The organism is Enterocloster sp. OA13 (assembly GCF_022440595.1).
GTDB classification, from domain to species: domain Bacteria; phylum Bacillota; class Clostridia; order Lachnospirales; family Lachnospiraceae; genus Enterocloster; species Enterocloster hominis.
Window position 1 is genome coordinate 1,524,639 of the sequence record NZ_JAKNTF010000001.1, and the last position, 25,650, is coordinate 1,550,288.

The 25,650-nt window shown below is 52.4% G+C and carries 20 protein-coding genes; 15 read left to right on the plus strand and 5 right to left on the minus strand.

Annotation, left to right across the window (positions count from 1 at the left end; translation table 11 throughout):
- Nucleotides 1–99 precede the first annotated feature (99 nt).
- A complete protein-coding gene (locus tag MCJ35_RS06750) occupies nucleotides 100–945 on the plus strand; it encodes a GNAT family N-acetyltransferase (RefSeq protein WP_025482324.1) in 846 nt (281 codons plus the stop codon).
- A gap of 1 nt (nucleotide 946) precedes the next feature.
- Here the strand turns inward: MCJ35_RS06750 and MCJ35_RS06755 are convergent, their stop codons facing one another.
- Both MCJ35_RS06755 and MCJ35_RS06760 read right to left on the minus strand, forming a co-directional pair.
- Nucleotides 947–2,266 carry a sensor histidine kinase gene (locus MCJ35_RS06755; protein ID WP_240299414.1) on the minus strand — a complete coding sequence of 440 codons (1,320 nt, stop codon included), beginning with the start codon at nucleotides 2,264–2,266 and terminating at the stop codon, nucleotides 947–949.
- Nucleotides 2,259–2,945 carry a response regulator gene (locus MCJ35_RS06760; RefSeq protein ID WP_040380494.1) on the minus strand — a complete coding sequence of 229 codons (687 nt, stop codon included), beginning with the start codon at nucleotides 2,943–2,945 and terminating at the stop codon, nucleotides 2,259–2,261. Before MCJ35_RS06760 ends, MCJ35_RS06755 begins: the two co-directional genes overlap by 8 nt.
- A 214-nt stretch (nucleotides 2,946–3,159) precedes the next feature.
- Between MCJ35_RS06760 and MCJ35_RS06765 the strand changes: the two genes are divergently transcribed.
- The 8 genes from MCJ35_RS06765 (at nucleotide 3,160) to MCJ35_RS06800 (ending at nucleotide 14,870) form a co-directional block, all read left to right on the plus strand.
- Entirely contained in the window at nucleotides 3,160–5,412 is a 2,253-nt protein-coding gene (locus MCJ35_RS06765; RefSeq protein ID WP_240299415.1) for a hypothetical protein, read from the plus strand.
- Nucleotides 5,375–6,277 carry a carbohydrate ABC transporter permease gene (locus MCJ35_RS06770; protein WP_025482322.1) on the plus strand — a complete coding sequence of 301 codons (903 nt, stop codon included), beginning with the start codon at nucleotides 5,375–5,377 and terminating at the stop codon, nucleotides 6,275–6,277. The genes MCJ35_RS06765 and MCJ35_RS06770 overlap by 38 nt, the downstream gene beginning before the upstream one ends.
- A 28-nt stretch (nucleotides 6,278–6,305) precedes the next feature.
- Nucleotides 6,306–7,148, plus strand: coding sequence for a carbohydrate ABC transporter permease (locus tag MCJ35_RS06775; RefSeq protein WP_025482321.1), 843 nt, complete (start codon nucleotides 6,306–6,308; stop codon nucleotides 7,146–7,148).
- A 9-nt stretch (nucleotides 7,149–7,157) separates the two neighbouring features.
- Entirely contained in the window at nucleotides 7,158–8,831 is a 1,674-nt protein-coding gene (locus MCJ35_RS06780; protein WP_240299416.1) for an HlyD family secretion protein, read from the plus strand.
- Nucleotides 8,828–9,808 carry an ABC transporter permease gene (locus MCJ35_RS06785; RefSeq protein WP_025482319.1) on the plus strand — a complete coding sequence of 327 codons (981 nt, stop codon included), beginning with the start codon at nucleotides 8,828–8,830 and terminating at the stop codon, nucleotides 9,806–9,808. Before MCJ35_RS06780 ends, MCJ35_RS06785 begins: the two co-directional genes overlap by 4 nt.
- Before the next feature lie 173 nt (nucleotides 9,809–9,981).
- The gene (locus tag MCJ35_RS06790; protein WP_025482317.1) at nucleotides 9,982–12,087 is read left to right on the plus strand and encodes a PTS sugar transporter subunit IIC/EAL domain-containing protein; all 2,106 of its coding nucleotides are present in this window, start codon (nucleotides 9,982–9,984) and stop codon (nucleotides 12,085–12,087) included.
- Between the two features lie 306 nt (nucleotides 12,088–12,393).
- Nucleotides 12,394–12,783: a BlaI/MecI/CopY family transcriptional regulator gene (locus MCJ35_RS06795; protein ID WP_008715995.1), complete on the plus strand. Its 390-nt coding sequence runs from the start codon at nucleotides 12,394–12,396 to the stop codon at nucleotides 12,781–12,783.
- Nucleotides 12,780–14,870 (plus strand): M56 family metallopeptidase, encoded by a 2,091-nt coding sequence (locus tag MCJ35_RS06800; RefSeq protein WP_025482316.1) that lies wholly within the window; start codon nucleotides 12,780–12,782, stop codon nucleotides 14,868–14,870. Before MCJ35_RS06795 ends, MCJ35_RS06800 begins: the two co-directional genes overlap by 4 nt.
- 156 nt (nucleotides 14,871–15,026) lie before the next feature.
- Here the strand turns inward: MCJ35_RS06800 and MCJ35_RS06805 are convergent, their stop codons facing one another.
- Both MCJ35_RS06805 and MCJ35_RS06810 read right to left on the minus strand, forming a co-directional pair.
- Nucleotides 15,027–16,478, minus strand: coding sequence for an IS4 family transposase (locus tag MCJ35_RS06805; protein ID WP_240299417.1), 1,452 nt, complete (start codon nucleotides 16,476–16,478; stop codon nucleotides 15,027–15,029).
- A 7-nt stretch (nucleotides 16,479–16,485) separates the two neighbouring features.
- The gene (locus tag MCJ35_RS06810) at nucleotides 16,486–16,689 is read right to left on the minus strand and encodes a 2-C-methyl-D-erythritol 4-phosphate cytidylyltransferase (protein ID WP_240299418.1); all 204 of its coding nucleotides are present in this window, start codon (nucleotides 16,687–16,689) and stop codon (nucleotides 16,486–16,488) included.
- Between the two features lie 312 nt (nucleotides 16,690–17,001).
- Here MCJ35_RS06810 and MCJ35_RS06815 point away from each other — a divergent pair, with 312 nt between their 5' ends.
- The 4 genes from MCJ35_RS06815 to MCJ35_RS06830 all read left to right on the plus strand — a co-directional run bounded on the left by MCJ35_RS06815 (nucleotide 17,002) and on the right by MCJ35_RS06830 (nucleotide 20,604).
- Nucleotides 17,002–18,312, plus strand: coding sequence for a YARHG domain-containing protein (locus MCJ35_RS06815; protein ID WP_025482312.1), 1,311 nt, complete (start codon nucleotides 17,002–17,004; stop codon nucleotides 18,310–18,312).
- A 198-nt stretch (nucleotides 18,313–18,510) separates the two neighbouring features.
- Entirely contained in the window at nucleotides 18,511–19,455 is a 945-nt protein-coding gene (locus MCJ35_RS06820; RefSeq protein ID WP_025482311.1) for a 2-hydroxyacid dehydrogenase, read from the plus strand.
- A gap of 28 nt (nucleotides 19,456–19,483) precedes the next feature.
- Nucleotides 19,484–19,756 (plus strand): acylphosphatase, encoded by a 273-nt coding sequence (locus tag MCJ35_RS06825; RefSeq protein WP_008715987.1) that lies wholly within the window; start codon nucleotides 19,484–19,486, stop codon nucleotides 19,754–19,756.
- A 17-nt stretch (nucleotides 19,757–19,773) separates the two neighbouring features.
- Entirely contained in the window at nucleotides 19,774–20,604 is an 831-nt protein-coding gene (locus tag MCJ35_RS06830) for a YihY/virulence factor BrkB family protein (RefSeq protein ID WP_025482309.1), read from the plus strand.
- On the opposite strand, the gene MCJ35_RS06835 is transcribed toward MCJ35_RS06830, so the two are convergent.
- The gene (locus MCJ35_RS06835) at nucleotides 20,567–21,469 is read right to left on the minus strand and encodes a LysR family transcriptional regulator (protein ID WP_025482308.1); all 903 of its coding nucleotides are present in this window, start codon (nucleotides 21,467–21,469) and stop codon (nucleotides 20,567–20,569) included. The two genes, MCJ35_RS06830 and MCJ35_RS06835, sit on opposite strands and share 38 nt — an antisense overlap.
- Before the next feature lie 186 nt (nucleotides 21,470–21,655).
- On the opposite strand from MCJ35_RS06835, the gene MCJ35_RS06840 reads away from it, so the two are divergent.
- Together MCJ35_RS06840 and MCJ35_RS06845 are read left to right on the plus strand one after the other, a co-directional pair.
- Entirely contained in the window at nucleotides 21,656–23,461 is a 1,806-nt protein-coding gene (locus MCJ35_RS06840) for an ABC transporter ATP-binding protein (RefSeq protein ID WP_025482306.1), read from the plus strand.
- Nucleotides 23,451–25,229: an ABC transporter ATP-binding protein gene (locus tag MCJ35_RS06845; RefSeq protein ID WP_008715979.1), complete on the plus strand. Its 1,779-nt coding sequence runs from the start codon at nucleotides 23,451–23,453 to the stop codon at nucleotides 25,227–25,229. The genes MCJ35_RS06840 and MCJ35_RS06845 overlap by 11 nt, the downstream gene beginning before the upstream one ends.
- Nucleotides 25,230–25,650: the final 421 nt, after the last annotated feature.

The window sequence follows — 25,650 nt, forward strand, 5'->3', positions numbered from 1 at the left end:
ATAGAGCAAGAATGATGAAGACAGGATATCGCACCAAGTCTATAATTGACGGAAGCCATGACAAGGACCACAATACAGGGAGAAAGGAGGAAACCGGGAATGAACCGTATTGAAAAAGTAACACGGATTATTGACATCATTGAATCCAATCTGACGCAGAAACTGGATCTGGAACAGATTGCAGATAAGGTCCATTACTCCAAATATCATATGCACCGGGTGTTTTCCCAGACAGTGGGACTTACCATCCATGACTATGTCAGGCGGAGGCAGCTGACAGAGGCCGCTAAACTGCTGGTCTTCTCCAGCCAGTCCATCATTGACATAGCGCTGGCGTCAGGATATGAAAGCCAGCAGGCATTTACGGATATATTTTCAGCCATGTATAAGATTCCTCCCAGCAGATACCGGGAAAATGAGAAATTCTATCCTCTGCAGCTGCGGTTTGAGTTTCAGGGAACATACGCCATGCTGGAGAAAAAGGAAAGGGCACAGATGGATATCCGGTTGGCAACAGAGGCGGACGTCCCATGCGTGATGGAGCTGGTCCGCCTGATTGTGGATGGTTTTCCGTATCTGGATGAGACGGAGTATGTCCGCGAACTGAAACAGAAGATTGCTGGGGGACAGGCCCTGGTCATGAAGGACGGGGAGACTGCCGTGGGTATCCTTCTGTTCTCCCGCGAGGACGGAAGCATTGATTTTATGGGCAGCCATCCGCTGTACAGGAAGAAGGGGATTCCCAGGGCATTGCTGGACCGGCTTATGGGTGAGTGGATGAAGGACAGGAAAATCAGCATCACCACATTCCGGGAAGGTGACAGGGCAGACAATGGGCAGCGGGAAGAAATTAAAAGCCTGGGGTTTGCAGAGGCGGAACTGCTGGTGGAATACGGATATCCCACCCAGCGTTTCACACTGGATGGGGAGGGCGGACAAGGCTGATTCACGGCATCACCGGCAGGCGCACCACAAAGCAGGCGCCTCCGGATGGTGAATCCGTAACGCTGATGGAGCCGCCATGTTTCTGTACCAGCTCTTTGGCAATGCTCAGTCCCAGTCCGTAATGCTGTTTATCGCTTCTGGAGCTGTCGGCCTGGTAAAAACGGTCAAAAATATGTTTTTTTGCATAATCATCGATTCCGCAGCCCTGGTCTGACACGGTCAGACACAGGCTTTTTTTTGTTCCGTGGAGCAGATGGTTCACCTGCTCCACGGAGGCGGAAAGTCTGACGGAGCCGTTCTTTGGGGTATACCGCAGGGCATTGTCTAAGAGGATGGACAGGATTTGCTCCAGGCGCTTCCCATCCCCGTTTATCCTGGGCAGGGAGGACTCCGGAAGCTCTAAAAGCAGCGCCACTCCCTTGTCCCGATAAAGCGGTTCAAACCGTTCGTACATATCAATGAGAAGGGTATCCATGTCCAAGGGCGCCATGCGTATGATCCAGTGTCCCGCGTCCGCGGATGCCAGAAGCAGCATATCGCCCACCAGATAGGACATACGGCAGCATTCCTTATCGATATTATCCATGAACTGCTCCCGGTTCTGCGGCATTGACCGGGCCGCGGACAGGCTGGAACGTATGACGGCCAGGGGCGCCCTCAGTTCATGGGAGGCTGCCGCGATGAATTCATTTTGCTTTTGCTGGCTTTCCTTCAGCGGCTTTAAGGATTTTCCCACCAGGATCCAGCTTACTGACATAAGGGCCACGATTCCCGCCAGGTTGAGGAGGAGGAACAGGAATCCCTGACTGTACAGGCTGGATGAGGCAGGATCTTTATAGGCCAGCAGGGTCAGGCTCTGGAACCCCTTACCGACCGGAAGTACAAGGACACATCCAAGATAGGAATCCTTGTGGTTTCCCTCCACCGTATATACGGGGCTGCGCAGCAGCGAGGAGGATACCGGCCTTAGGGATGGGTCGATGTGCTGGGCCAGGGCCATTTCCCTGGCGCGTCCAATCAAGAGATCCCGGTCGGTGAGCGGGGACCAGGAGCCGGAATAGAGCAGGGGAATCCCGTTGTCCTCGATGTGTATGATGAGCCTGCCGCTGCTTTCCAGCTGTGACAGCCAGGTACAGCTGATGGTGGCGCCGGACTGAAGCCTGGAGGTGATGTTAAGGACATCATTCTGGAAGGCTTCCAGTGTTTTTTTCTCCAGTTCCCTGGAACTGACCACCAGGCTTCCTATGACCACCAGGGTCAGGATAAGGCCGGTTACCATGGTAAAAAGGGCGGTGAGCTGCCGGTGCAGTTTTTTAATCATGGCCGCCTCCATCCTCAAGGCGGTAGCCAATCCCGTGCACGGTCTTGATCTGGGCAGCCGTGCCAACGGCTTTGAGGCGCCTTCTTAAGAAATAGATATAGTTGTCAAGATTGCCGTCCTCCACTTCGGAGTCAGGCCCCCATATGTAGGACAGTATCAGCCCCCGGGGGAGTACCTGTCCGGCATTGCGCATCAGGTATTCCATGAGGGCGGCCTCCCTCCTGCTTAAGCTGACAGTGCCGGAAGGCCCGGCCAGTTCGCGGCGGTCCGTGTCCATGGTTATATTGGAAAATGTTTTTGCGCGGCCCTGTTCCAGCCTGCCGGGCCGTCTGGTGACTGCCCGGATCCTGGCAAGCAGCTCGCCGGCAGCATATGGCTTAACCAGATAGTCGTCGGCCCCGGCGTCCAACCCGTCTATCCTGTCATTGACGCCGTCCAGCGCAGTGGTAATGATGACCGGTGTGGTGATATCCATCCGCCGCAATCCCTGGAGCACGCTGAGCCCGTCCATCTGGGGAAGCATCCGGTCCAATATTATCACATCATAGGGATATTCAGACGCATAATAGAATGCCTCCTGTCCCTGTCCGCAGCAGTCAGTTTCATAGCCTGCCTGTTCCAGCTGCAGCTTTATGGTACCACTTAATTCCCTATCATCTTCAACCAGCAGAATCCTCATGTTCATACCTCGCGCCACCAGTACCCATGTTGATGTGACGCGGTACCGGTATCCTTATTGTATTGAAGCTTGTGTTAAATCATCAAAAACATTATATCAGACAAATCTCTAAAAATCCTAAAAGAAATTCTTCCATTTTTTAAGGTTTTTTAGAGATTTGTCTGATATGATACGGGTATCACAAAAATCACGGATTATGAGGGAGGGATTTGCAATGATAAAAAAGCTGATGGGCCTTTGCCTTACAGCATGTATCATGGTAACAGGACTGTGGGGGTGTTCAGCCCCTGGAACGCCTGAAACGGGTACGTCAGGGGAAAACCAGGCGCGCCAGGAGAAGGACATACCCAGGGGAAGATACGTGGAAAGCAGTATCGGCATTCCCCTGGAAGACGGGGAACATGTGGCGGATGTGGGACAGACCTGGGATAAGGAACTGGAACTATACACAATCAGGGATAAGGATAAGACAGCCATCCGGTACGTGTGGACCGGGGATGGCTGGGAGAAACAGGAAGAGAGTATGATGGAAGGGCTGACATTTCCCTATGACAGCCTGCACATGATATATGGCGGGGATGGAAACCGCTATGTGTTATATCAGGGCGGGGATGACTACAAATGCAATATGGCCAGGCTGTCAGAGGGGCAGGCGCCCCAGGCCCTTTTGGAACATGTATTCTCAGTGAAAAATGACCGGGGATATTACGACACGCAGGTTGATTTTGGGGCTGTTACAGAAGACGGGACAATCCTGTTATCAACCGGACGGGAAACGTCTGCATACAGCCAGACAGGGGAAAAGCTGTTCTCCCTGCCTCAGGAGTCCGGCGCATCAGAATGGAAGACATCCGGTCTTCTTGCCGGAAACCAGTATATTACCAATGGAAGCAAGGGTTTTCTGGAATATGACATCTCCAGCCAGTCAGCGGCCGCCACAACCGAATACGCGTACCGGTCCACGGACCTTAGCAGCATGTATGCGGCCATGGCGCCGGATGGGAAAGGCGGGTTTTACACGGCTGATCCAGAGGGTATCCACCATATGAACCAGGGCGGGAGCCTTTGGGAGACAGTGGCGGACGGGACCCTTAACTCCCTGAGCCTTCCCAGTGCATACATCAGGAAACTGTTTGTGGGAAATGAAACTGATTTCTATGTGTGGATGTCCCAATCTGACCTGCATGAGATAAAACATTACACATATGACAGGGATATGCCCTCCGCGCCCCTTGAAACGCTGACCGTATATGGTCTGGACCTGGAAAACATGTCCACCATACGCCAGGCGGCTTCCATGTTCCAGCTGAAGCATCCGGACGTGAAGGTGGAGCTGATCGGAGGGCAGGAAGGCGGCGGCAACACCACGGTCTCAGACACCATCCGCGCGCTGAATACTGAGCTTCTGGGCGGTAATGGCGCGGATGTCCTGATACTGGACGGCCTTCCGGTGGAATCTTACATTGAAAAAGGCGTGCTGGAGGATATGCGGGGAATCCTGGAGCCGATGATATCCTCAGGGGAGCTGATGGAACAGGCCGCAGGACCTTATACGCAGGCAGATAAAAGCATATACCATATACCGTCCAGAATGATCCTGTTCGTTGCATACGGCGACCAAGAGGCCATAGGAAGCCTGTCATCCCTGGAAGCAATGCGGAACTACCAGAGCGACCCGTCCTACCTTCCGTTGCGTCCTAAGTGCAGCTATGAGAATCTGATGCGGCAGGTAATCGCGCTGACCTATGACGAGATTGTGGACAGCGCCACGGGTAAGCTGCGTCCGGGCAAAATCCAGGAGCTGATTGAGACCGTAAAGATACTGGGGGATGCCAGCGGGGCCAGGGTCAGCTTTGATGAATCCGAGGATGGGGGAAGAGGGCGTGTCTATAACCGTGTTGACAGTGCGGACGGATTCCCTGGAAGTGAATTCGACCGTGTGGACCGGAACCTGTCGGCTGCCGCCGTGGATAAAGTAAGAGGGATGTTTGACATGCCGCTCCTGCTGGCGGTACAGAAAAAGAATGGGTACAGGATGGAGGGTGTAAATGCATCCTATCTGCCAAACGGTACCATTGGAATCAACCAGGCAAGCCCGAGGAAAGGACTGGCAGAGGAATTCGTCCTCTTTGTGCTGGGGCAGGAGGTGCAGTCCAGTGACCTCTCAGACGGCCTCCCGGTGAATACCAGGGCAGTAGACGTATGGGTGGACCGCGGGGATAAGGGCGGGGGCTTGAGTGTGACCCTGGGCGACGGTTCTTATAGTATCACCGGCAGTTCGCCTACCAGGGAAGAGTGCCAAATGTTATTTGAAACCGCGGCCATGGCCACGCACCCAATCAGGACGGACCGGGTACTTGTGGAGATCATAGTTGATGAGACAATGGGATTCTTTGATGGAACCATGCCGCTGGAGCAGGCAGCTGCAAATGCGCAGAACAAAGCGGATCTGTATTTCTCGGAATAGGAAGGCATGGCTGTTCCTGGCCCCCAGCCTGGCAGGGACGGCTGTCTTCATCCTGATCCCGTTTGCGGATATGGTGGCGCGCTCCTTCAGGCAGGCGGTTGGGGGACGGTTCGTGGGACTGGCTAACTTCAGGCTTGTGCTGGAGAGCCGGGCATTCCTCCTGGCGGCCTTAAATACGCTGCGTTTCATCCTGGTGTGCATCCCTGCGCTGATGGCATTTTCCCTCTGTACCGCCGTGATGATACAGTCCTGCTCCGGACATGCATCACCGGCAGGCAGAGGGGGCAATGTCTATAAGACCTCCATCCTCCTGCCCATGGCCATCCCGGTTGCCTCGGTGGTCCTCCTATGGAAGCTGTTTTTTTATCCCCAGGGACTTCTGGGACAGCTGGCCGGGCTGGTGGGGCTGTCCGGACAGGACTGGCTGAACCAGCCAAGCGCGTTTGGCATCCTGGTGGTTACTTACATATGGAAAAATACAGGGTATGATATGATGCTTTGGCTGGCCGGGCTGAACGCCATCCCCCAGGAACTTCATGAAGCGGCCAGGGTGGACGGGGCCGGTCCATGGCAGTGCTTCTGCTTCATCACACTGCCCGGGTTAAAGGGCACGGCCTTCCTGACCGCAGTGCTGTCAATCATCAATTCCTTTAAAGTATTCAGGGAAGCCTATCTTGTGGCGGGCGATTATCCCCATGAAAGCATCTATATGCTGCAGCATCTGTTCAACAACTGGTTCGTATCCCTGGACATACAGAAAATGAGCGCTGCTTCCGTATTGGTGGAGGCGGCGGTCCTGATACCGGTCCTGGTGTGTGCAGGCGTCTTCCGGCGCAGATACGCCGAAAGGTCCCTGGATGACTGACGCAGGGAGGGCCTTTAAGGAGATAGCAATGGTAAAACGTGTACTGGTTAATCTTATCCTTACGGCGGTGTGTCTCTTTGTCTGGCTGCCTCTTCTGCTGATTGCAGGCAATGCGCTGATGTCAGAGGGGGAAATGCTGGAGCGTTTCGGAGCCTTGTTCGGGGTGGGCAATTCCCCGGTCAAGGCTGTGTTCCTTCCGGAGTATCCCACCCTACGCCCTTTTGTGGAACTGCTTCTGGACTCGCCGGGATTTTATGTGATGTTCTGGAATTCCTGTTTGCAGACAGGCGCGGTGCTGGGAGGGCAGCTGCTGGCGGCCCTGCCCGCTGCCTGGGCATTTGCACATTTTGGGTTCAGGGGAAGGAAGGCTTTGTTTTTCCTCTATATCATCCTGATGATACAGCCCTTCCAGGTGACAATGGTGCCGGGATATCTTGTGCTAAAAAAGATGCGCCTTTTAAATACCCATCTGGCAGTCATACTTCCGGGGATTTTTTCCGCATTCCCGGTATTTATCATGGCTAAATTCTTTGAGTCCATTCCAAGGCCACTGATTGAGGCGGCCAGGCTGGATGGGGCTGGGGAGTTTTCCATATTTGCCAGGGTGGGGATTCCTGTGGGAAAGCCGGGAATCGTATCTGTGATGGTCCTTGGATTCTTAGAGAGCTGGAATGCCATTGAGCAGCCCATGACATTTTTAAAAGAAAGGCGGCTTTGGCCCCTGTCCCTTTATCTGCCGGAAATCACATCGGACAAAGCAGGGGTTGCCTGGGCAGCCTCGGTCATCATGATGATGCTTCCTGTCATCCTCTTTGTCATGGGGGCCGAATCGCTGGAACAGGGAATTGCCGCATCAGGAATCAAGGAGTGAGCAATCAATATGAAGAAGACAGCAGTACTGTTCCTGACAATCATGGCAGTCCTGACCTTTTTATCCAGGGCGCTTGACAGCGTTACCGTTACCAGGGTTGAAACCGGATATGGGAAACAGGGAATCGTATCCTATGAGATAGAGGGGACAGGGGAGTTCGCGGCCGGACGTTTTGTCTATATCACACTGCCGGAGGACATGCAGATTGGGGAAATACTTAAGAGGCCCGGCCAGAAGGTACAGGCAGGAGATACCATCCTCCTGCTCCAGATGGAACGGCTGGTGGAAGAAAGGGAGAACCTGTCCCTGGAACTTGAGAAGGCAAGGCTTCTGCTGGAGCAGGAAAAGCTTTCCGGCATACCGGTTCCCAGGGTGACGGAGGAAACATTGGCCATGCAGCAGCTGGCCGCTGCCAGGAGGGCGCTTGAAGCCGGTCAGGAAGACCTGGCAGAGGCCGAAGAGGATTACCTGGTTTCCACAGCTGACCTGGAGCATGACTATGTGCAGAAGAAGAACCGGACCAGGGAAGAGGTAAAGGAAGATAACAGGAGAGCCATGAAAAGCGCCAGGAGGGCCTATGAGGCAGCGCGGCTGGCCAGGGATGCCGCGGTAAAAAAGGCGGAGCGCGAAGTGGAAGACAGGCAGAAAAAACTGGATAAGCTGGAAGCACGGGAGGATGCGCCGGAGGAGGACCTGGAACGGGCGCAGCTGGAACTGGAGCGGGCGGAGGAAGACCTGGAGGACATCCGCGATGGGCAGGACCTTGAGGTGGAAGAGAAAAGGGCGGCCATGTATGCGGCCGAGGAAACATATGAGGACATAGATTACGGGGAAGAGACAGCCAGGGAGGAGCTTCGCAAGGCTTACGAAGATGCGGTAAAGGCAGAGGAAGATAAGCTTAAAAACGCAAGGGATACGGTCAAGGGGCTGGAGGAAAGCCTGTACCGGTCCATGGAGAATCTGGAGAACGCAAAGGTGTCCGATGCCGGCGTGATGGCAGAGGAAGCGGCCAGGAAGGAAATCTCACGGCTGCGCCAGGAATCCATGGAACTGGATATACGGCAGCTAGAGAAAAAACTTGAAAAAACAGATGCCCTGATTGCGGGTGAAGGACGTGTGGAGGCGGCGGTGGACGGAATCGTGGCGGACTCTGGATTGGAGGCAGGGGACAGGACCCAGGCCGGTTCCCAGGTCAGGCTGGCAGTGGGAAACCTGAACCTGATTGCACAGATGGATAAGGATAAGTCAGAACTATTAAAACAGGGTACTAAAATGAAGGTGAAAATCACAGGACAGTCAGGGGAGGTGGAGGCAGAGGTGGAGTCGGTGGACCAGACAGCAGGGACTGATAAAGCGCAGGTGACGGCTGCGATGCCGGATGGGGAGGGAAGCCTTGGGGGCAGCGCATCCTTTTCCGTCTATATGGAATCAGACATCTATCCGCTGGTAATCCCCATCGAAGCCCTGAGGGAAGATAACATAGGATTCTACTGTCTGGCGGCAGAGCCTGCGAAGACAATCCTGGGCGAAGAACTGACCGCTGTCAGGATTAACCTTGAAGTACTGGAGAAAAGCAGTACAGGAGCAGCCGTCTCAGGACCGGTGGCCCGGGATGCCAGGCTGATTACCACGTCGGATAAAGCGGTCAGTGAAGGTGAACGCGTCAGGGTGGTGGGGAAATGAGAAAATGGATTTTTTTGCTGCTGCTGTTTTCCCTGTGGGGATTTGGCGCGGTGACTGCGTGGAGCACCGGGGATTACAGGGGACAGGTTTTTATGTACTACCGGGAGGATGACGCGCCGTCACAGGAGGAGCTTGCCCGTCTGGTCAGCCAGGAAATCACGGCCTGGACCCTGACAGAGGACGTCTTAGTCCAAAACCGTGAACTGGGAAAGAAGAAGCAGGCGGAATGTATGTCGGTCCATGGTTCCAGGGATATGGCGGCTTTCAGGCGTCTGGTGGATGGGACCTACGGCTGCCGGTCGGACCGGGAGGGCTGTATCATCAGCAGGGGGCTGGCCATGGATCTGTTCGGCTCCGTGTCAGTGTCCGGCAAACAGGTATGGTGCCGTGACCAGGCATATGTGGTACGGGGGGTGACGGATGATTCCGGATACGTCATCCTGATACCGGCAGGTAAGGAGGAAGGGATGCGCTGCATGATCATCAGCTGCGGAAAAGACAGCTCCGGCGAAACAGCGGCGGAACGTATCCTGTTCCGTCATGGGATAGGAAACGGCTATGTGTGTGTGGACGGATTCCTCTTTTTCTCATTTTCCTGCCTGACAGTGATGTCTGCCCCTGTGGCGGTACTGATTTGGCTGTGCCGGGAGCTGTTGCGCAGAGGGGTGGGAAAAAGAAGGCGTCTTGGTCTGGCAATCCTGGCATTATCCCTGCTTTTTCTTGGAATCCTCCTTCTGTGGAAGCTGGAACTGAAGATACCGGCCGGGCTGATTCCGGGGAAATGGTCTGATTTTGACTTCTGGAGCCGGAAAGCAGGGGAACTCCATGACCGTATGGGGAGGATGGGGGAGGCGTACCGGGTGGAATGGCTGGAACAACTTAAAAGGAGGACCATGATCAGTGCAGTATGTTCCCTTGGCGTCTCGGGCGGATTCCTGATTTGGGGACATTTCGCCGGAGGGAACCGGGAGGGGTAAAAGGCTTTTCTGCAATTCAATGCAGAGGGGCTTTTTTATAGGATGGATTACAGGATAAATGTAAAAATCACCCAACAGCCGGATTGTGTCTGCTGAGAAAGAATGGTATAATGGCTATTGAGAATTTATCGGCTGCCGGATGAATGATGCGGCCAGAGGGTGGGGGTGAGCCAATGGAAAAAGTCCGCCGGTTCCTTAATCATAATATATTCATATTTTCCGTCAGGCAGGGGCTTCTGCTGACCATACCATTCCTGATCATGGGGTCATTTTCCCTGATCATCATGAATTTTCCTGTGAAGATATGGCAGGCTTTCCTTGCTTCTGGGGCGGGCAGTCTTCTGGATATGTTCCTGATGGGGATTTACCAGGCCACCTTTGGTTCACTGGGCTTTATTTTTGCCCTGATGATTTCGTATGCCTATGGGGAGGAACAGACGGTTTATGACAATACCCCCGTGTTCTTTCCGGCGGTGTCCCTCTGTTCTTTTATTGCGTTCTGTTATCCCAGCGGCGGGCTTTCCATCTGGGGGCCTGAGTGGAGCTTTACCGCAATCTGCATTACCCTGGTCAGCTGCTGGCTGCTTACCATGATTTACCGGTGGGTTGCGGGGCATCAGCGCCTGTATACCATGGGGGTTGCCTATAATTTCAATGCCTCCATGCAGAGCCTGGTACCTGCTGTGGTCACCGTTGCCGTGTGCGGTGTTTCAGGACTGATATTGTACCTGTTGTTTGAAGACGCCAATATCATGAATTTCGGCTCATACCTGTTCCTGCAATTATTTGAACATCTGGGCAACGGCATGTTTTCCATCCTGCTCTATATCCTTATATCCCATGTCCTGTGGTTTTTCGGGATTCACGGGACCAACACCCTGGAAGCTGTTTCGCGCAGGCTTTTTGAGTCAGAGGTGGCTGTCAACCAGGGCATGATTGCCCAGGGGCTTGTTCCGGACCGTATCTTCAGCAAGACATTCCTGGACACATTTGTATTCATGGGAGGAAGCGGCTGCGCCGTCTGTCTGGTTCTGGCGCTGTTTCTTGCGGCCAGGAAAAAGAACAACAGGCGTCTTGCCAAACTGTCCCTGCCCGCGGTTGTATTTAATACCAATGAACTGGTATTGTTCGGATTCCCCATTATATTCAGCGCGGATATGATACTCCCCTTTATCCTTACCCCCATCGTCCTGTCGGTTATCAGCGGCATGGCTATCTATTTCAGCCTGGTCCCCGCCGTGTCGAACAGCGTGGAGTGGACCGTGCCCGCCCTGTTCAGCGGTTACCTGGCCACTGGTTCAGTGAGGGGCAGCCTGCTCCAGCTGTTTAACCTTGCAGTGGGCACCCTGATTTATATCCCTTTTGTCAGGCATAGCGAGGCCATCCAGGAAAAGGAATTCCTCTCCAAGATAAAGAACCTGGAAAACACCATGAAGGAAGAGGAGCAGTCTGTATGGGTCAGGGATTTTTACTGGAGGACATATGAGAACAGGCAGACAGCAAAGCTTCTGTCCTCGGACCTTCAGTATGCGCTTATGAAGGGGGAGCTGCAGCTGTATTATCAGCCCCAGATGTACCGGGACCGTACGCTTTATGGGTGTGAGGCCCTTTTGCGGTGGGATTATATGGGGCATACGTTTATCTATCCCCCGTTGGTGATTGCCCTGGCCACCCAGGGCGGATTTGTTGACGAACTGGGATTATCCATTGTCTCCATGGCCTGCCGGGACATGAAAATGGCGGAGCAGGAGACTGGGCATCCAATTCCATTTTCCGTTAATATCCTGCCGCTGCAGCTGGAGGACCCCGGCTTTGCAGGAAAGGTGGTTGATATTCTGAGGGAAATGCATGTGGAGGGCAGGTATCTGACCATTGAGCTGACAGAACAGGTGGCCCTGAATCCCGGCGCCAACCTGGAACATCAGCTGGAGGAGCTGAAGAAAGCCGGAATCCGTATCAGCATGGATGATTTCGGCATGGGCCATGGTTCCCTGAATTATCTTAACTCTGCTGATTATGATGAGGTGAAGATTGACGGTTCCCTGATTAAACGTCTGCCCGGCCATGCACAGACCTGTGAGCTGATAGGCAATATCATGAACATGTCCCGTATTTTGAAAGTCAGCACGGTGGCGGAATGTGTGGAGACAGAGGAGCAGGTGAAGGTCCTGGACGGACTTGGGTGCAGGATTTACCAGGGGTATCATTACAGCAGGCCCCTGCCCCTTCCTGCGTTTATTGAATATGTGAAAATGCTGCCGGAACCGGGCGGGAAGTAAAGGACCGGATGGGAAGTAAGGGGCCGGATGGGAAGTAAAGGGCCGGATGGGAAGTAAGGAACCGGATGGGAAGTAAAGAACCGGATGCAGCGTCAAAGGATGGGATGGATGTACCTTGAATGAGGGCATCCATTTTTTGTGATACAATCTTCCCGGAAAAACGGGGATGATATGCACCTGTCAGAAAGAAAAAGTTGACATATGTCTACCATCATGATAAGCTTTAAGTAGACATATGTATACCTAAAAAGCATTACATCACGGAATCCGGAGATGGATTGCAGGGGTTATAGAGGAGGTGTATTCATGGAGGAAAACGGGAAGGTCAGTCTGTCTGACGGTGAATGGAGGATAATGAACCTGTTGTGGGAGAATCCGCCCCAGACCATCATGGAACTGACAAGGGCGCTGAAAAAGGACAGGGGCTGGAGCAAGAATACAGTCATTACCATGCTGAACCGTCTGGAGGCAAAGTCGGCCGTGCACCATGAGGAAGGGCAGCGGGCCAAGCAGTTCTATCCATCCATTGAAAGGGCGGATGCGGCCCTGCAGGAGACAAAGGGATTCCTGGAGCGGGTATATGAAGGAAGCGTCAGCCTGATGGTGGATGCCATGGCAAATTCAAAATCGCTTTCCAGGCATGAAATTGAAGAACTCTATGAAGTGCTCAGGAAGGCAGAGGAGGAAGGCTTATGATAGATACCATGATATCATCTTCCGTATTGATATTGGCAATTGCTGCATTGCGTCTGATACTGAAAGATAAAATCAGTCCCAATATCCGGTACGGCCTGTGGGGGCTGGTGGTCCTCCGTCTGGCCTGGCCGGTGTTTGGTCCATATATCTATGGCCCCCTTAAGGGGTTGGCGGACCCATTGCGGTCGCGGTTCAGTGTGATGAATGCAGCGGATGCGGTCCACCGGCAGGTGATTGCGGGAACTAGCCTGGAATATCTGGCAGATAATGTGGCTACCGGCCATGTCTATCACTTTGACAGTGCGGGGCAGACCGTGACGCTGGCCCAAAGGGCAGCGGGAATTGACTGGCAGCTTTGGATCATGGTTATATGGGTGTTGGGAAGCATGCTTCTGGGACTGTGGATGTTTATGGTCAACCGGCGCTTCCACAGGATGCTGGTCAGCAGGAGAAAGGTATTTTACGGAACCATGCCGGTTTTTGTGACAGAACGGGTCTATGTGGTGGAAGGAATCCAATCCCCCTGTTATTACGGGTGGGGGACGGATGAGGGAATCTATATCCCGGTTTCCGCCCCCGATGATTACCAAAAACTGTGCCATATCCTTGCCCATGAGATGAGCCATGTGTCCAATGGGGACCGTTACTGGGGAATCCTAAGGTGCGGGCTGTTGTGCCTTTACTGGGTGAATCCGCTGATCTGGCTGGCGGCAGTGCTGTCCAGACAGGACTGTGAACTGGCATGCGACGAGGCAGCGGTTAAGCTTCTGGGGGAAAGGGAGCGGTTTGCCTATGGAAGGACCCTGGTGGGCATGATTGAGGCGCGGGGAAGGGGAAAAGGGATATGTTCCGTTGCCACCACAATGACAGCCGGGCCGCGGACCGTCAGGGAACGTATCCGGATCCTTGCGGCACACCCGAAGACGACCGGGGCCATGATGGCGGCGGTGGCGGGAGCGGTCCTGCTGCTGGGGGCATGTACATTTACAGGCAGTGTGGAAACCACAGGGACGCAGGATGTTCCGTCTGTTGCGGAAAATGTTATCCGGGGAATTGATACACAGTCCCAGCCGTCTCAGGAACAAAGGGAAACAGAGGCAGTGCCCATCGGACAGGGGGATATGCTGGCCCTGGTGGGGGTGGAGCAGTGGGGAAATTTCTATGAGCTGACCATGGAACGGCGGGAGGCGGAAAGCGGCAGGCCGCTGCCCGTCCCACGTGATTACAGGGAAACCATCCAGGTCACATCATATATGGATGCGGATGGCACTGTCCTGTCAGGGGACGGCAGACCGGACCGCGGCTATGGTTATATGCAGGCCGGACCGGAGGAATTTGTAATCAGCATATGGAATGCAGGACATGCAGGCGCGTTTAAGATATCCATTACACAGGACGACAGGAGCGTGGAATACCTGTTTACAACGGATGACAGGGAATTGCTGGACGCATATACCTGCCATCAGCTCATAGAAGGACCGGACCAGACCCAGGCAGCCTTGGTGGCGGTGGAAGAGTACCCCAATGCGTTCAGCATGCATTTTCAGGGAGCCGATGAGGATGAGGCTGCTGGTTTTGCGGACAATCACCAGATTGGGATACAGCTGGAAGGATACGGGGATGAAGAACACCTGTATGAGCCGGTAATCCAGCAGAGGGATGGAAGGGATATCTATCTTCTGTTCTGCTTTGATGAAGATGTGTTCCCTGATGCGGACGTCAAGCGTGTTGCGGTCCTCCGGGACGGGCTGAAGTCAGGCATTTATTCTGCATTGGGCGTGGACATGATTTCATCAAAGGTTTATGACACTGCCATGCGGTTCTGCCGGGCTTATTTAAGCGGGGATGTTAAAACAGCCGGGGAATGCAGTACATTTTCCCGTAAGGAGCTGGAGGATACAGTGGCCGTGGATGACTCAGAACTGCCGGAACTGAGGATACAGTACCATCCGGACTTAAAGGAGGTGTATGCGGAAGCAGTATACCGGTTTAAGGAAGAAGGGGAGGACAGCTACACCTACCTGAACCTTGAACTGAAGTATGCATATGGGGAGTGGAAGGTCACATGGAAGGGATTTGAGAAATAGAAAGGGACCACGAAGTGATTCCAATGGCATCAACCAGTTCGTCAAATTGTCGAACTGGTTTTTTGCATCAAAAAAAGCGCAGAGATACCCCTGTATTTCAACACTAACTTTAAAAAATATATGAAATATATGTTTCTATACTACTTCTGCATTCTGCTACCGTTGCGTAGTAAGGTATCCGGGACCATTATAGAGTTTCTTGATTGGAGGATTGCGTCTGCCATCAACTCTAAACTTTGCTGTTGGTATCCAGGTCATCCAACGCCCCCATCTGCGATAATGCCTTCCAGGTCGGACTGGCACTTTTGTTTTGGCAAAATCCCTGACTAAACTCGAAAGGTATTCTGCTGGCATAATCTCACGCTCATACATCTTGAAATCTGACAGCAGCTTTAGAAACCGGTGTTCTGCCCGAAGGGTATCTGTTATGTTCTTCATGTTGGGAATATATTCATATTTGTTGGATGGTTCTCTTATGTGACTGTTTTCTTTACTATCTTCACATGCTGCTTCATAAAACAAACCGCAAACTGAGAAACAAAGTATTTTTCCATAAATCTCATTTGTAACGATATTATATTTTGTGGAATTAAAACGTTCGGCTTCCAGATGGTTTTTGATATCAAAGTATACGGTTTCATTATCCCAACGCTGTACATGATAAAGCTCTAAGATACGTTCTGTTGAAAATGAGTCAGATTCCAGGTTCGTAAAATAAATAGAGTCCGTAACGGTCGGGGGAGTAGTGGCTTTGCCATCAGTCAATGTATACTCATACGTATTCCTGATCACGCGAAGTGATAAAGCCCCAACACGCTCCGCATAAGCCCTGTTATCCTCATATTTCAAACGTTTGATCCATGCCCGATTAAAGGGGACCTCGATGATTCCGTCTCTTTCAATGCTGTTGACATACTCTTTGTAGAAATTTGTTTTGCCTCGCACAATAAACTTATAATCTCTCAGGGCATTATAGAGGAATAAATCAGCAGAACCGTAATAGCGGTCACAAAGCAGAATGATTTTCTTTCCCTGAAGAACCTCCTCGCAACTCTTTAAATGTTCAAATAGCATTGGGAGCTCGGAGGTTTTGTATGGCGCTATGACAGAATCAAGGATTACATGATTTAAAACATCAACCAGAATCGAACACTTTGCCTGTGGTTTCTTTACCTGGCTATTATCTTTTATGTACATGTTTGTTACCCCACCATAATACCCTCTTAATTCTGATGAATTGGGCAGGTCAAGTACCGAGCCATCACAGGCAAGTATCAGATAATCATCCAGTGTATGATATTCCTGATGCATATAGAATTCTTTGGCAAAAGAGTGTATGATAAAGGGAAACACATCGGGATTAAGTTTGTTTAGAGCCTTAAACATAGCCTGTTTTGAAACGTTCGGTTTTTCAAGCTTTGAAAAGTAAAGAGCCATGTCCTTGTTTGTGGTTTCGGCAGACCGAAATACATAGAAAAGAAGTACATCGCGCAAGGATATCTTTCTTGACTGTGTAAATCCTCGTATGGTTGTTCTTGCAGCGCTGGCGGTATCGGGAGAACTGAGAAGCCAATCAAGTGCCTCCAGCGCACGCTTGATGTCTATCATTTCTATACTACGCCCCCTCGTCATCATAAATCAGACGAGGTTTCTTTTTTGCATACATAGCTTTCAGATACGGCACCTGATCATTCTCAAGAAGGCCGAAATTCTTAAGAGTGCGGTGTTTAATCTTGCCATGATCGCGGTAGGATTCCACAAGGTAGCAGAAGCAGGTATTTTGATTGCCCTTGACATTAGGTACAACTTTAATAAACATATAAGTCTCCTTTCTATACTACAAATATACATTAAAATACTTATTTTATCAACTTTTAGCAAAAAACCCTATACTACATTTCGACATAAACAAAAGTCCTGACCCCCAAAATGGATCAGAACTTTTGTTTATTTTTTATAACTGGTTGATGCCATTGGGACCACGAAGTGATTCCCATCAAAGAAGGAGCCTGCTGTTATAATGACAGCAGGCTTGTCCTTTGCCGGGAGGGCTTGTAAAATTAAAGATAATTTCATAATTGTAATTCACAAACCATGGTAAAATATTGGTAATAAATCCAGGAGGCGCATGATGGGAAGAGGTTTAAGGGAGAGAAAGGACTTAAGGCGGAAATGCCGTTTTACAAAAGGAAAAGCACCATGGACCATGATTATTTTAGCAATGGCACTGGCCATGTCTGGACTGTCGGCATGTAATCCCGCTGCCGGCAGGGCGGTGGGGACAGACGTGCAGGGAACGGACCATCCGGAGTCTGGTCCGGAGGGGGATGGAATGAAAGGGATGGATGGTAGCGGTGAGGAAGGGATGGATGGAAGCAATGAGGAACCATCAGAATCCTATGACACAGAAGGGTTTTATAATCCGTCAGGGGAATCTGGAAAACTGGAAGAGGGGTCTGAAAAACCGGAAGCGGGGGATACAAAATCGGAAGGGGAGTCTGCACAACCGGAAGCGGAATCTGCGGCACCGCGCCAGCTCAATGAAGATGAACTGCGGTATTTTGAAAAATATCTGAACCGGATTGACAATTACGGCTTTCTTCTGTCTGAATACAAGTCCCCGGAATACCTGGATCTGAATGAGGTTTTTTATTCAGGGGCAGGCATGGACCAGCCTGCCATGACAGGGGAAGAAAGGGAGGCGTTTCTCAAGGCAGTGGGACAGACGGAGATAATGACGGATATGGTACATCTGGGCAAGGCGCAGATTGATGCGTTCCTGGCGGATAAGACAGGACTTACCCTTGACCGGATGGAGACTGGGCTTGGGTGGGTTTACCTGCCGCAGTATGACCGGTACTATACGGAGCATGGCGATACGAATATACGCAGCTTTTTCTGCCCCAGAGGCGAGGTGGATGGAAACCGGTACCGGATATGGTGCCTTTCCGACGGATACACCCAGTTTACCCAGGAGTGTATAGTGACCCTTAAGAAGGTATCATCCGGGTATCAGTTCCTGTCCAATGAAATCATATGGGATTATCATGGATACCGTAAGGCAGATGCGTCAGAACCAACGGCAGAAGCACTCCATTATATCATATCGGCTTATAAACGGCAGCTTAAGGAAGGCACCACAGGCGGGTATCCTGCGGAGGGATATCCTGTGGATTACGGTCTGCCTGTCTTTGATTCAGACTCCAGATATTACACAAGGGAGGAAATGCAGCAGATCAGCTGGGCGCCGGAGCTGACAGCGGTTTTCCGCAATGAGGTTTATGCCCGGCATGGATACATTTTCAAGAATGATTTATGGAATGATTTTTTCAGCGCCTATACATGGTATTCCGGTATGTATCCCGCAGATAAGTTTGATGCAGGCGTGTTTAACGAATATGAGAAGGCCAATCTGGAACTGGCGGTGGAGCTGGAACAATGATCAGGGAAAATCCGGCGGGGAGCCATTTTGGGCGGATGGAAAGGAAGATGTTTACGTGTCCCCAGCATTGCCTGCCGGAAATCCCCCCAAACTGTCTTTGGCTTGTAAAATCCAATCCGGTGCTATATAATTGATAGGAAATAAAGGCCCTGCAGCGCGGCCATAAATCCCTGCATAAAATATCGGAGGTAGATTGAGATGAAAATGGTAATAATTGAACCGCTTGGAGTGGAGAAGGATAAGCTTTTATCCATGGCAAAGGAAGCGTTGGGCGTCCGGGTGGAGATTGTATATCACGATACAAAGGTTACCGGCACAGAGGAGCTGATTGAGCGCGGAAAGGATGCGGAAATCATTGTGGTATCCAACCTGCCGTTAAATGAGGATGTGATAAACGGGTGCAGGAACCTGAAACTTCTGGCAGTGGCATTTACAGGCATCGACCATATTGCGATGGACGCCTGCCGGAAGAACGGGGTCACGGTGTGCAATTGTGCGGGCTATTCCACCAGCGCGGTGGCTGACCTGGTGTTCGGCATGTTGATCAGCCTTTACCGGAACGTGATTCCATGCGACCGCGTATGCCGCGAGGGGGGAACAAAGGACGGCCTGGTTGGCTTTGAACTGGAGGGCAAGAAGTTCGGTGTGGTTGGAACCGGGGCCATTGGACTCCGGGTGGCCAGGATTGCCCAGGCATTTGGATGTGAGGTGCTGGCATACAGCAGGACGGTCAGGGATGTGGAGGGAGTCCGCTTCGTGGACCTTAAGACACTGTTATCCGAATGTGACATCGTGTCCCTGCACACGCCCCTTAATGACGGGACACGCGGCCTTATGAACCGTGAAAGCATTGGATGGATGAAGAAAAACGCAGTCCTCATCAACACGGCCAGAGGTCCGGTGGTGGATTCGGACGCCCTGGCAGAGGCCCTGACAGAGGGCAGGATTGGGGGAGCCTGTATTGATGTGTTTGAAAAGGAACCTCCGGTGGAAACGGGTCATCCGCTGTTTTCCGCCCCCAACATCATCGTCACACCTCACGTGGCATTTGCCACAAAGGAAGCGCTGGTGAAGCGGGCAGTGATTGTATTTGACAATGTGGCGGCATATCTGGACGGCACCCCAAAGAACGTGATGGGGTGACAGGTTATTATAATGGAGTGATGGTTTTATGAATGTGGTCAGGAAACATATCATATTTTCCGGACGGGTACAGGGCGTTGGATTCAGGTACACGGCATGCTATCTGGCCAGTTCCCTGGGACTTACGGGATGGGTGAAGAATCTGTGGGACGGGGATGTGGAGATGGAGGTCCAGGGGGACGAAGCATCCATATCACGTCTGGTGGAGCGGCTTCATGAGGGGCGGTTCATACGCATAGAGCGCATGGAAACAGAGGTGATCCCGGTGATTAAAGAGAGCAGTTTCAGGGAAATATATTAAGTATCAGAGGAGTGTTTATGTTCGGTTTAATCGTGGCAGTGAAACAGGTATATGATAAATATGCAGAGGATGAGATGACTGTGTACGCGGCCCAGGTTTCTTTTTTCATTATCCTGTCCGTGGTTCCGTTCATCATGCTGCTGCTTACAGCCGTACAGATGATACCAAGCATCAGCAATGCACAGTTCATGGAACTGATTGTAGGGCTGGTGCCTGTGGATTACAAATCCCTTGCCTTCAGGGTGGTGAATGACCTGTCCCTTAAATCCCCGGCCACCATGATAAGCGTTACCGCAATCACGGCCCTGTGGTCGGCGGGCAGGGGGATGTTCAGCGTTGCCAGGGGGCTTAACCGGGTCCATGGGCATGGGGAGAAGCGCTGGTATGTGGTGGGTAGGCTTATCTGCTCGGGATATACCATCGTTTTCATATTGGTATGCATCCTTTCCCTTGGCCTTCTGGTCTTCGGCAACATGATCCAGGCATTTATGGTGAACCGTTTCCCCATTGTAGCGGATGTGGTCACCCACATCATTAATTTCAGGGCCCTTTGGGCGCTGATGATCCTAATCATGTTCTTCCTTGGAATCTATACCTTTGTGCCGGATAAGAAACTGAAGCTGCAAGATCAGATTCCGGGAGCCGTGTTTTCCACGGTGGGATGGATGGCATTTTCCTTTGCATTTTCCCTGTATTTCAACCATATCGGGGGAAGGAACTATTCCTATATGTATGGCAGCCTTACGGCCATCGTGCTGTTGCTGCTGTGGCTCTATATGTGCATGTGCATCCTGTTTTTCGGGGCCGAGATCAATTATTACTGGAAAGAGCTGTTTGGGAGGGAATGATGTCCCATCCCTCCTTAAAAAAGCGGATGAAATCCTGCCCGATGGAGGACATGGCCCTATCCCTTTGCCGTATCAGCGTGATACGTGAAGTGAAGCCCGGGGTGGTAATGGTTTTCACAAGCATTCCCGGATGCGCGCGCCGGGCAATGGAAGCAGGAGCAATGGCAACACCGATGCCCGTGCCGGCCCACGTAAGGCTGGTGCGGGCATCGTCATTGATGCACAGGTAATCCTGGCGTTCACGGGGGAGCAGGCGGTTCAGCTCCCCTTCCCAGCGCCGATAGATGATCAGCGGGCAGGTGCAAAGCTGTTCCAGGCTGATACTGTCTGCCGCCACATCCGGGAAATGTCCCGGCATCCCCACTGCCATCATGGGTTCTTCCGCCAGATAGCAGCATTCATAGGAATCCTCGGGAAAGGGGGTCCGCACAATGGCGGCCTCAATCAGTCCGGTGTTCAGCTTATCCATAAGCTGATACGTATTTCCCTCGTAGATACGGAAATAAATCCCGGGATGCTGGGCGCGGAAGTCCGCGATGCGTCCGATGATGGAGCTGGTTTCCGTGGACGAGACCATGCCCAGCCGTAAAAATCCGTGCAGTCCGCGTCCCATCTGCTCCATCTCCTGCCGTGCGGCCCCGGCCATGTCCAGTATCCCCTGGGCGCGCTCATAGAACACCTTGCCCGCATCGGTCAGGGCAATGGCACGGGAACCGCGCTCAAAGAGTGTGACGCCCAGTTCATTTTCCAGGAGTTTCATCTGGGTGCTCAGGGGCGGCTGGGATATATGGAGGATTTTGGAAGCAGCAGAAATGCTTCCTTCATTGACGATTGTTGTAAAATATTCCATCTGTTTCAGGTTCACGGCACAGCTCTCCTTATATTAAAAACGTATATCTGATATATTAAAACAATATTTTAAATATGGTTACTCCTATGATATAATACCAGACAGTGTGGGAAATGACAATATTTTAGGGCATGTCCGGAGGAAGCTTCCTGTTTATATGAAGCAGCATATCCGGCCATGTTCCGGGAATGGAGCATCGGTATGAAACGATTGTTAAGCTACATGAAGGACTACAGGAAGGAAAGCATCCTCGGTCCCCTGTTTAAAATGCTGGAGGCCAGTTTTGAGCTGTTCGTACCCCTTGTGGTTGCCAGCATGGTGGATGTGGGAATCAGGAACCGGGATGGGGGCTATATCCTGAAAATGGGCGGCCTGCTGCTGCTGCTGGCCCTTGTGGGCCTGGCCTGTTCGCTGACTGCCCAGTACTTTGCGGCCAAGGCGGCAACGGGCGCGGGGACCGCCCTCAGGAATGACCTGTATAAGCACATCGGGACCCTGTCCTATGCGGAGATAGATTCCGTGGGCACGGCCACCTTGATTACACGCATGACCAGTGATATCAACCAGGTGCAGAACGGTATAAACATGACGCTGCGCCTGCTGCTGCGTTCCCCGTTCGTGGTGTTTGGCGCCATGATCATGGCATTTACGGTGGACCTTCGCTCCGCCATGGTATTCGTGGTGACCATACCGGTGCTCTGCGTGGTGGTATTCGGCATCATGCTGGTCAGCATGCCCCTTTACCGGTCGGTCCAGAGACAGCTGGATAAGGTGCTTCTGACCACCAGGGAGAACCTGATGGGAGTCAGGGTCATCCGGGCCTTTAACCGCCAGAAAAGCGAGACTGAGAAGTTTGAAGGGGAAAATGACCGTCTGGTCAGGATGCAGGTTTTTGTGGGCAAGATATCCGCCCTCCTGAATCCCGTCACCTATGTAATCATCAATGTGGCCATCGTGGCCGTCATCTGGGTGGGAGGAGAGCAGGTGGACAGCGGGATCCTTACCCAGGGCAAGGTGATTGCCCTTGTAAACTACATGTCCCAGATACTGGTGGAATTAATCAAGATGGCGAACCTGATCATCCTCATATCCAAGGCAACCGCCTGTATGAACAGGGTGGACAGCATTTTCCAGGTGGAAACCAGTGTGAAGGAAGGCGGAGGGGGATGTGAAGGCCGCGGAGAGGGAAGCCGTGGAAGTGAAGGTCCCGTTGAACTCCTGTCATCCATCAGCCCAACTGCCAAAGACCCGGCACCCAAGGTTGAATTTAGGGATATGGATTTTATATACAGCGGGGCCAAGGCGCCGGCCTTAAGCGGCATTTCCTTTAAGGCCATGCCGGGACAGACCATCGGTGTGATTGGGGGCACTGGTTCCGGCAAGACCACGCTGGTAAACCTAATCCCGCGTTTTTACGATGCAGACAAAGGGCAGGTGCTGGTGGACGGCGTGGATGTAAGGGATTATACACTGGACGGTCTGCGCTCCAAAATCGGCGTGGTTCCCCAGCGCCCGGTCCTCTTTAAGGGAACCTTGCGGGACAACATGAGGTGGGGCAAGAAAGACGCGTCCGATGAAGAGATATATGATGCCCTTAACATGGCCCAGGCCAGGGAATTCGTGAATGACAAGGGCCAGGGGCTTATGCTGCACATTGATCAGGGAGGGCGGAACCTGTCCGGAGGACAGCGCCAGCGGCTTACCATTGCAAGGGCCCTGGTGCGCAGGCCGGAAATCCTTATCATGGACGACAGCGCCTCCGCCCTGGATTTTGCCACGGATGCAAGGCTGAGAAAGGCAATCCGTAAAGGTACGGAGGAAATGACCGTGTTCATTGTATCCCAGAGGGCGACCACCATTAAGCAGGCGGACCTGATCCTTGTGCTGGACGAGGGAACGCTGGCAGGCATGGGAACGCACAGGGAGCTGCTTAACTCATGTGATGTGTACAGGGAAATCTGCCTGTCACAGTTATCCAGGGAGGAGGTGGAACGTGATGAGCAGTAAACAGAATAAACATAAGGATTCAGACAAAAACAAGAGCATGGAAACCCTGAAACGTATCCTGAACTATATAGGCCAGTACAGATGGGGAGTCATCATGTCCCTGATCCTGGCCCTCATCACGGTAGCCCTTACACTGTACGTTCCCATACTTACGGGCCGTGCGGTGGACCATATTGTGGGACAGGGAAATGTGGACTTTGCCGGACTGACCCGGATACTGTGGAAAATCCTGGGCGCAGTGGGACTGACAGCAATCTCCCAGTGGCTGATGAACCACATCAACAACACCATCACCTACCGGGTGGTAAAGGATATCCGCACCAGGGCATTCAACCATCTTGAGACACTGCCCTTAAGCTATATTGACGCCCACCCGTCCGGCGACATCATCAGCCGGATCATAGCGGACATTGACCAGTTCTCAGAAGGACTGCTCATGGGCTTTACCCAGCTGTTTACCGGTGTCCTGACCATTGCGGGAACCCTGCTTTTCATGCTGTCCATCCATCCCGCCATCACACTTGTGGTAGTGGTGCTGACCCCTGTCTCCCTTTTCGTTGCCAGCTTCATCGCTAAAAAAACATTCATCATGTTCCGCCACCAGTCCGAGACAAGAGGGGAGCTGACAGCGCTGACCGATGAGATGCTGGGCAATATGAAGGTGGTGCAGGCATTTGGATACCAGGAGGAAACCCAGAAACAGTTTGAGGAAATCAATAACCGTCTGGCAGGTTACAGCCTGAGGGCCACATTCTTCTCGTCCATCACCAATCCAAGCACCAGGTTTGTCAACAGCATGGTGTACGCGGCGGTGGGCATTACCGGCGCGTACGCCGTCATCCGCGGCTTCATGACCGTGGGGCAGCTGACCAGTTTCCTAAGCTATGCCAACCAGTATACCAAACCCTTCAACGAAATCTCCGGCGTGGTGACAGAGCTGCAGAACGCCCTGGCCTCCGCTGCCCGTGTATTCGAGCTGATTGATGAAAAAGCCATCCTGGACGATAAACCGGATGCCGCAGAGCTTGCCCACGTAGACGGTAAAGTACAACTTACCAATGTAAATTTCTCTTACACACCGGACCGCAAGCTTATTGAAAACTTCGACCTGGATGTAAAACCCGGTCAGAGGGTGGCAATCGTGGGTCCGACCGGCTGCGGGAAAACCACCATCATCAACCTTCTCATGCGTTTTTACGATGTGGACAGCGGTTCCATCAAGGTGGAAGACATGGACATACGCGACATAACCAGAAAAAGCCTGAGAACCAACTACGGAATGGTCCTGCAGGAAACATGGCTCAAAACAGGGACCATCCGTGAGAACATTGCCTACGGCCGTCCAAATGCGCCGGAAGAAGAAATCATCCGCGCAGCCAAGGAAGCCCATGCCCATGGATTCATCATGCGGATGCCCGAAGGATATGACACGGTCATCAGTGAGGACGGAGGAAACCTGTCCCAGGGCCAGAAGCAGCTGCTCTGCATAGCCAGGGTCATGCTGTGCCTGCCGCCCATGTTAATACTGGACGAAGCCACCTCCTCCATCGACACAAGGACGGAAATCCGTGTACAGAAAGCATTCGCCAGGATGATGGAAGGCCGCACCAGCTTCATCGTTGCCCACCGCCTGTCCACCATCCGGGAAGCCGATGTAATCCTGGTCATGCGTGACGGACACATTGTAGAAAAAGGCCGGCATGAGGAGCTTCTGGAGCGGGGGGGATTCTATGCGGAAATCTACAACAGTCAGTTTGCGCGGGGGTGATTTTGGGTATGTATGTGGGGGTGTGTGAAGGCTACGCCCCCAAAGCGGTCCAGGGCCGGGCGGCCGGGCGCGGGTTGGAGGCCAAGTTCCGGAGGGGCAGCTTCTAAGGCCCTGACAGATTAAAAGACGGGGGACCGGTGCTATTCACGTAGAAATCCTGAAGGACTTTCTACGTTCAGAGCACCTTGGATTCTTGCTTTGATGCAAGAATCCACCCCCGTCTTTTAATCCGCCAGAACCTAAGAAGCTGCGACCTCCTCCACTATGCCTCCACCCCGCCCCCGTCCGCCCGGCCCTGGACCGCTTCGCGGGCTGTGCATTCCAACCGCTACATACGCAAAATACAGGAGAGTGGATATAAGCGTGCGGGGATATAATCAGGATAGGATCATAATCAGGATAGGATTATATTTAGGATAGG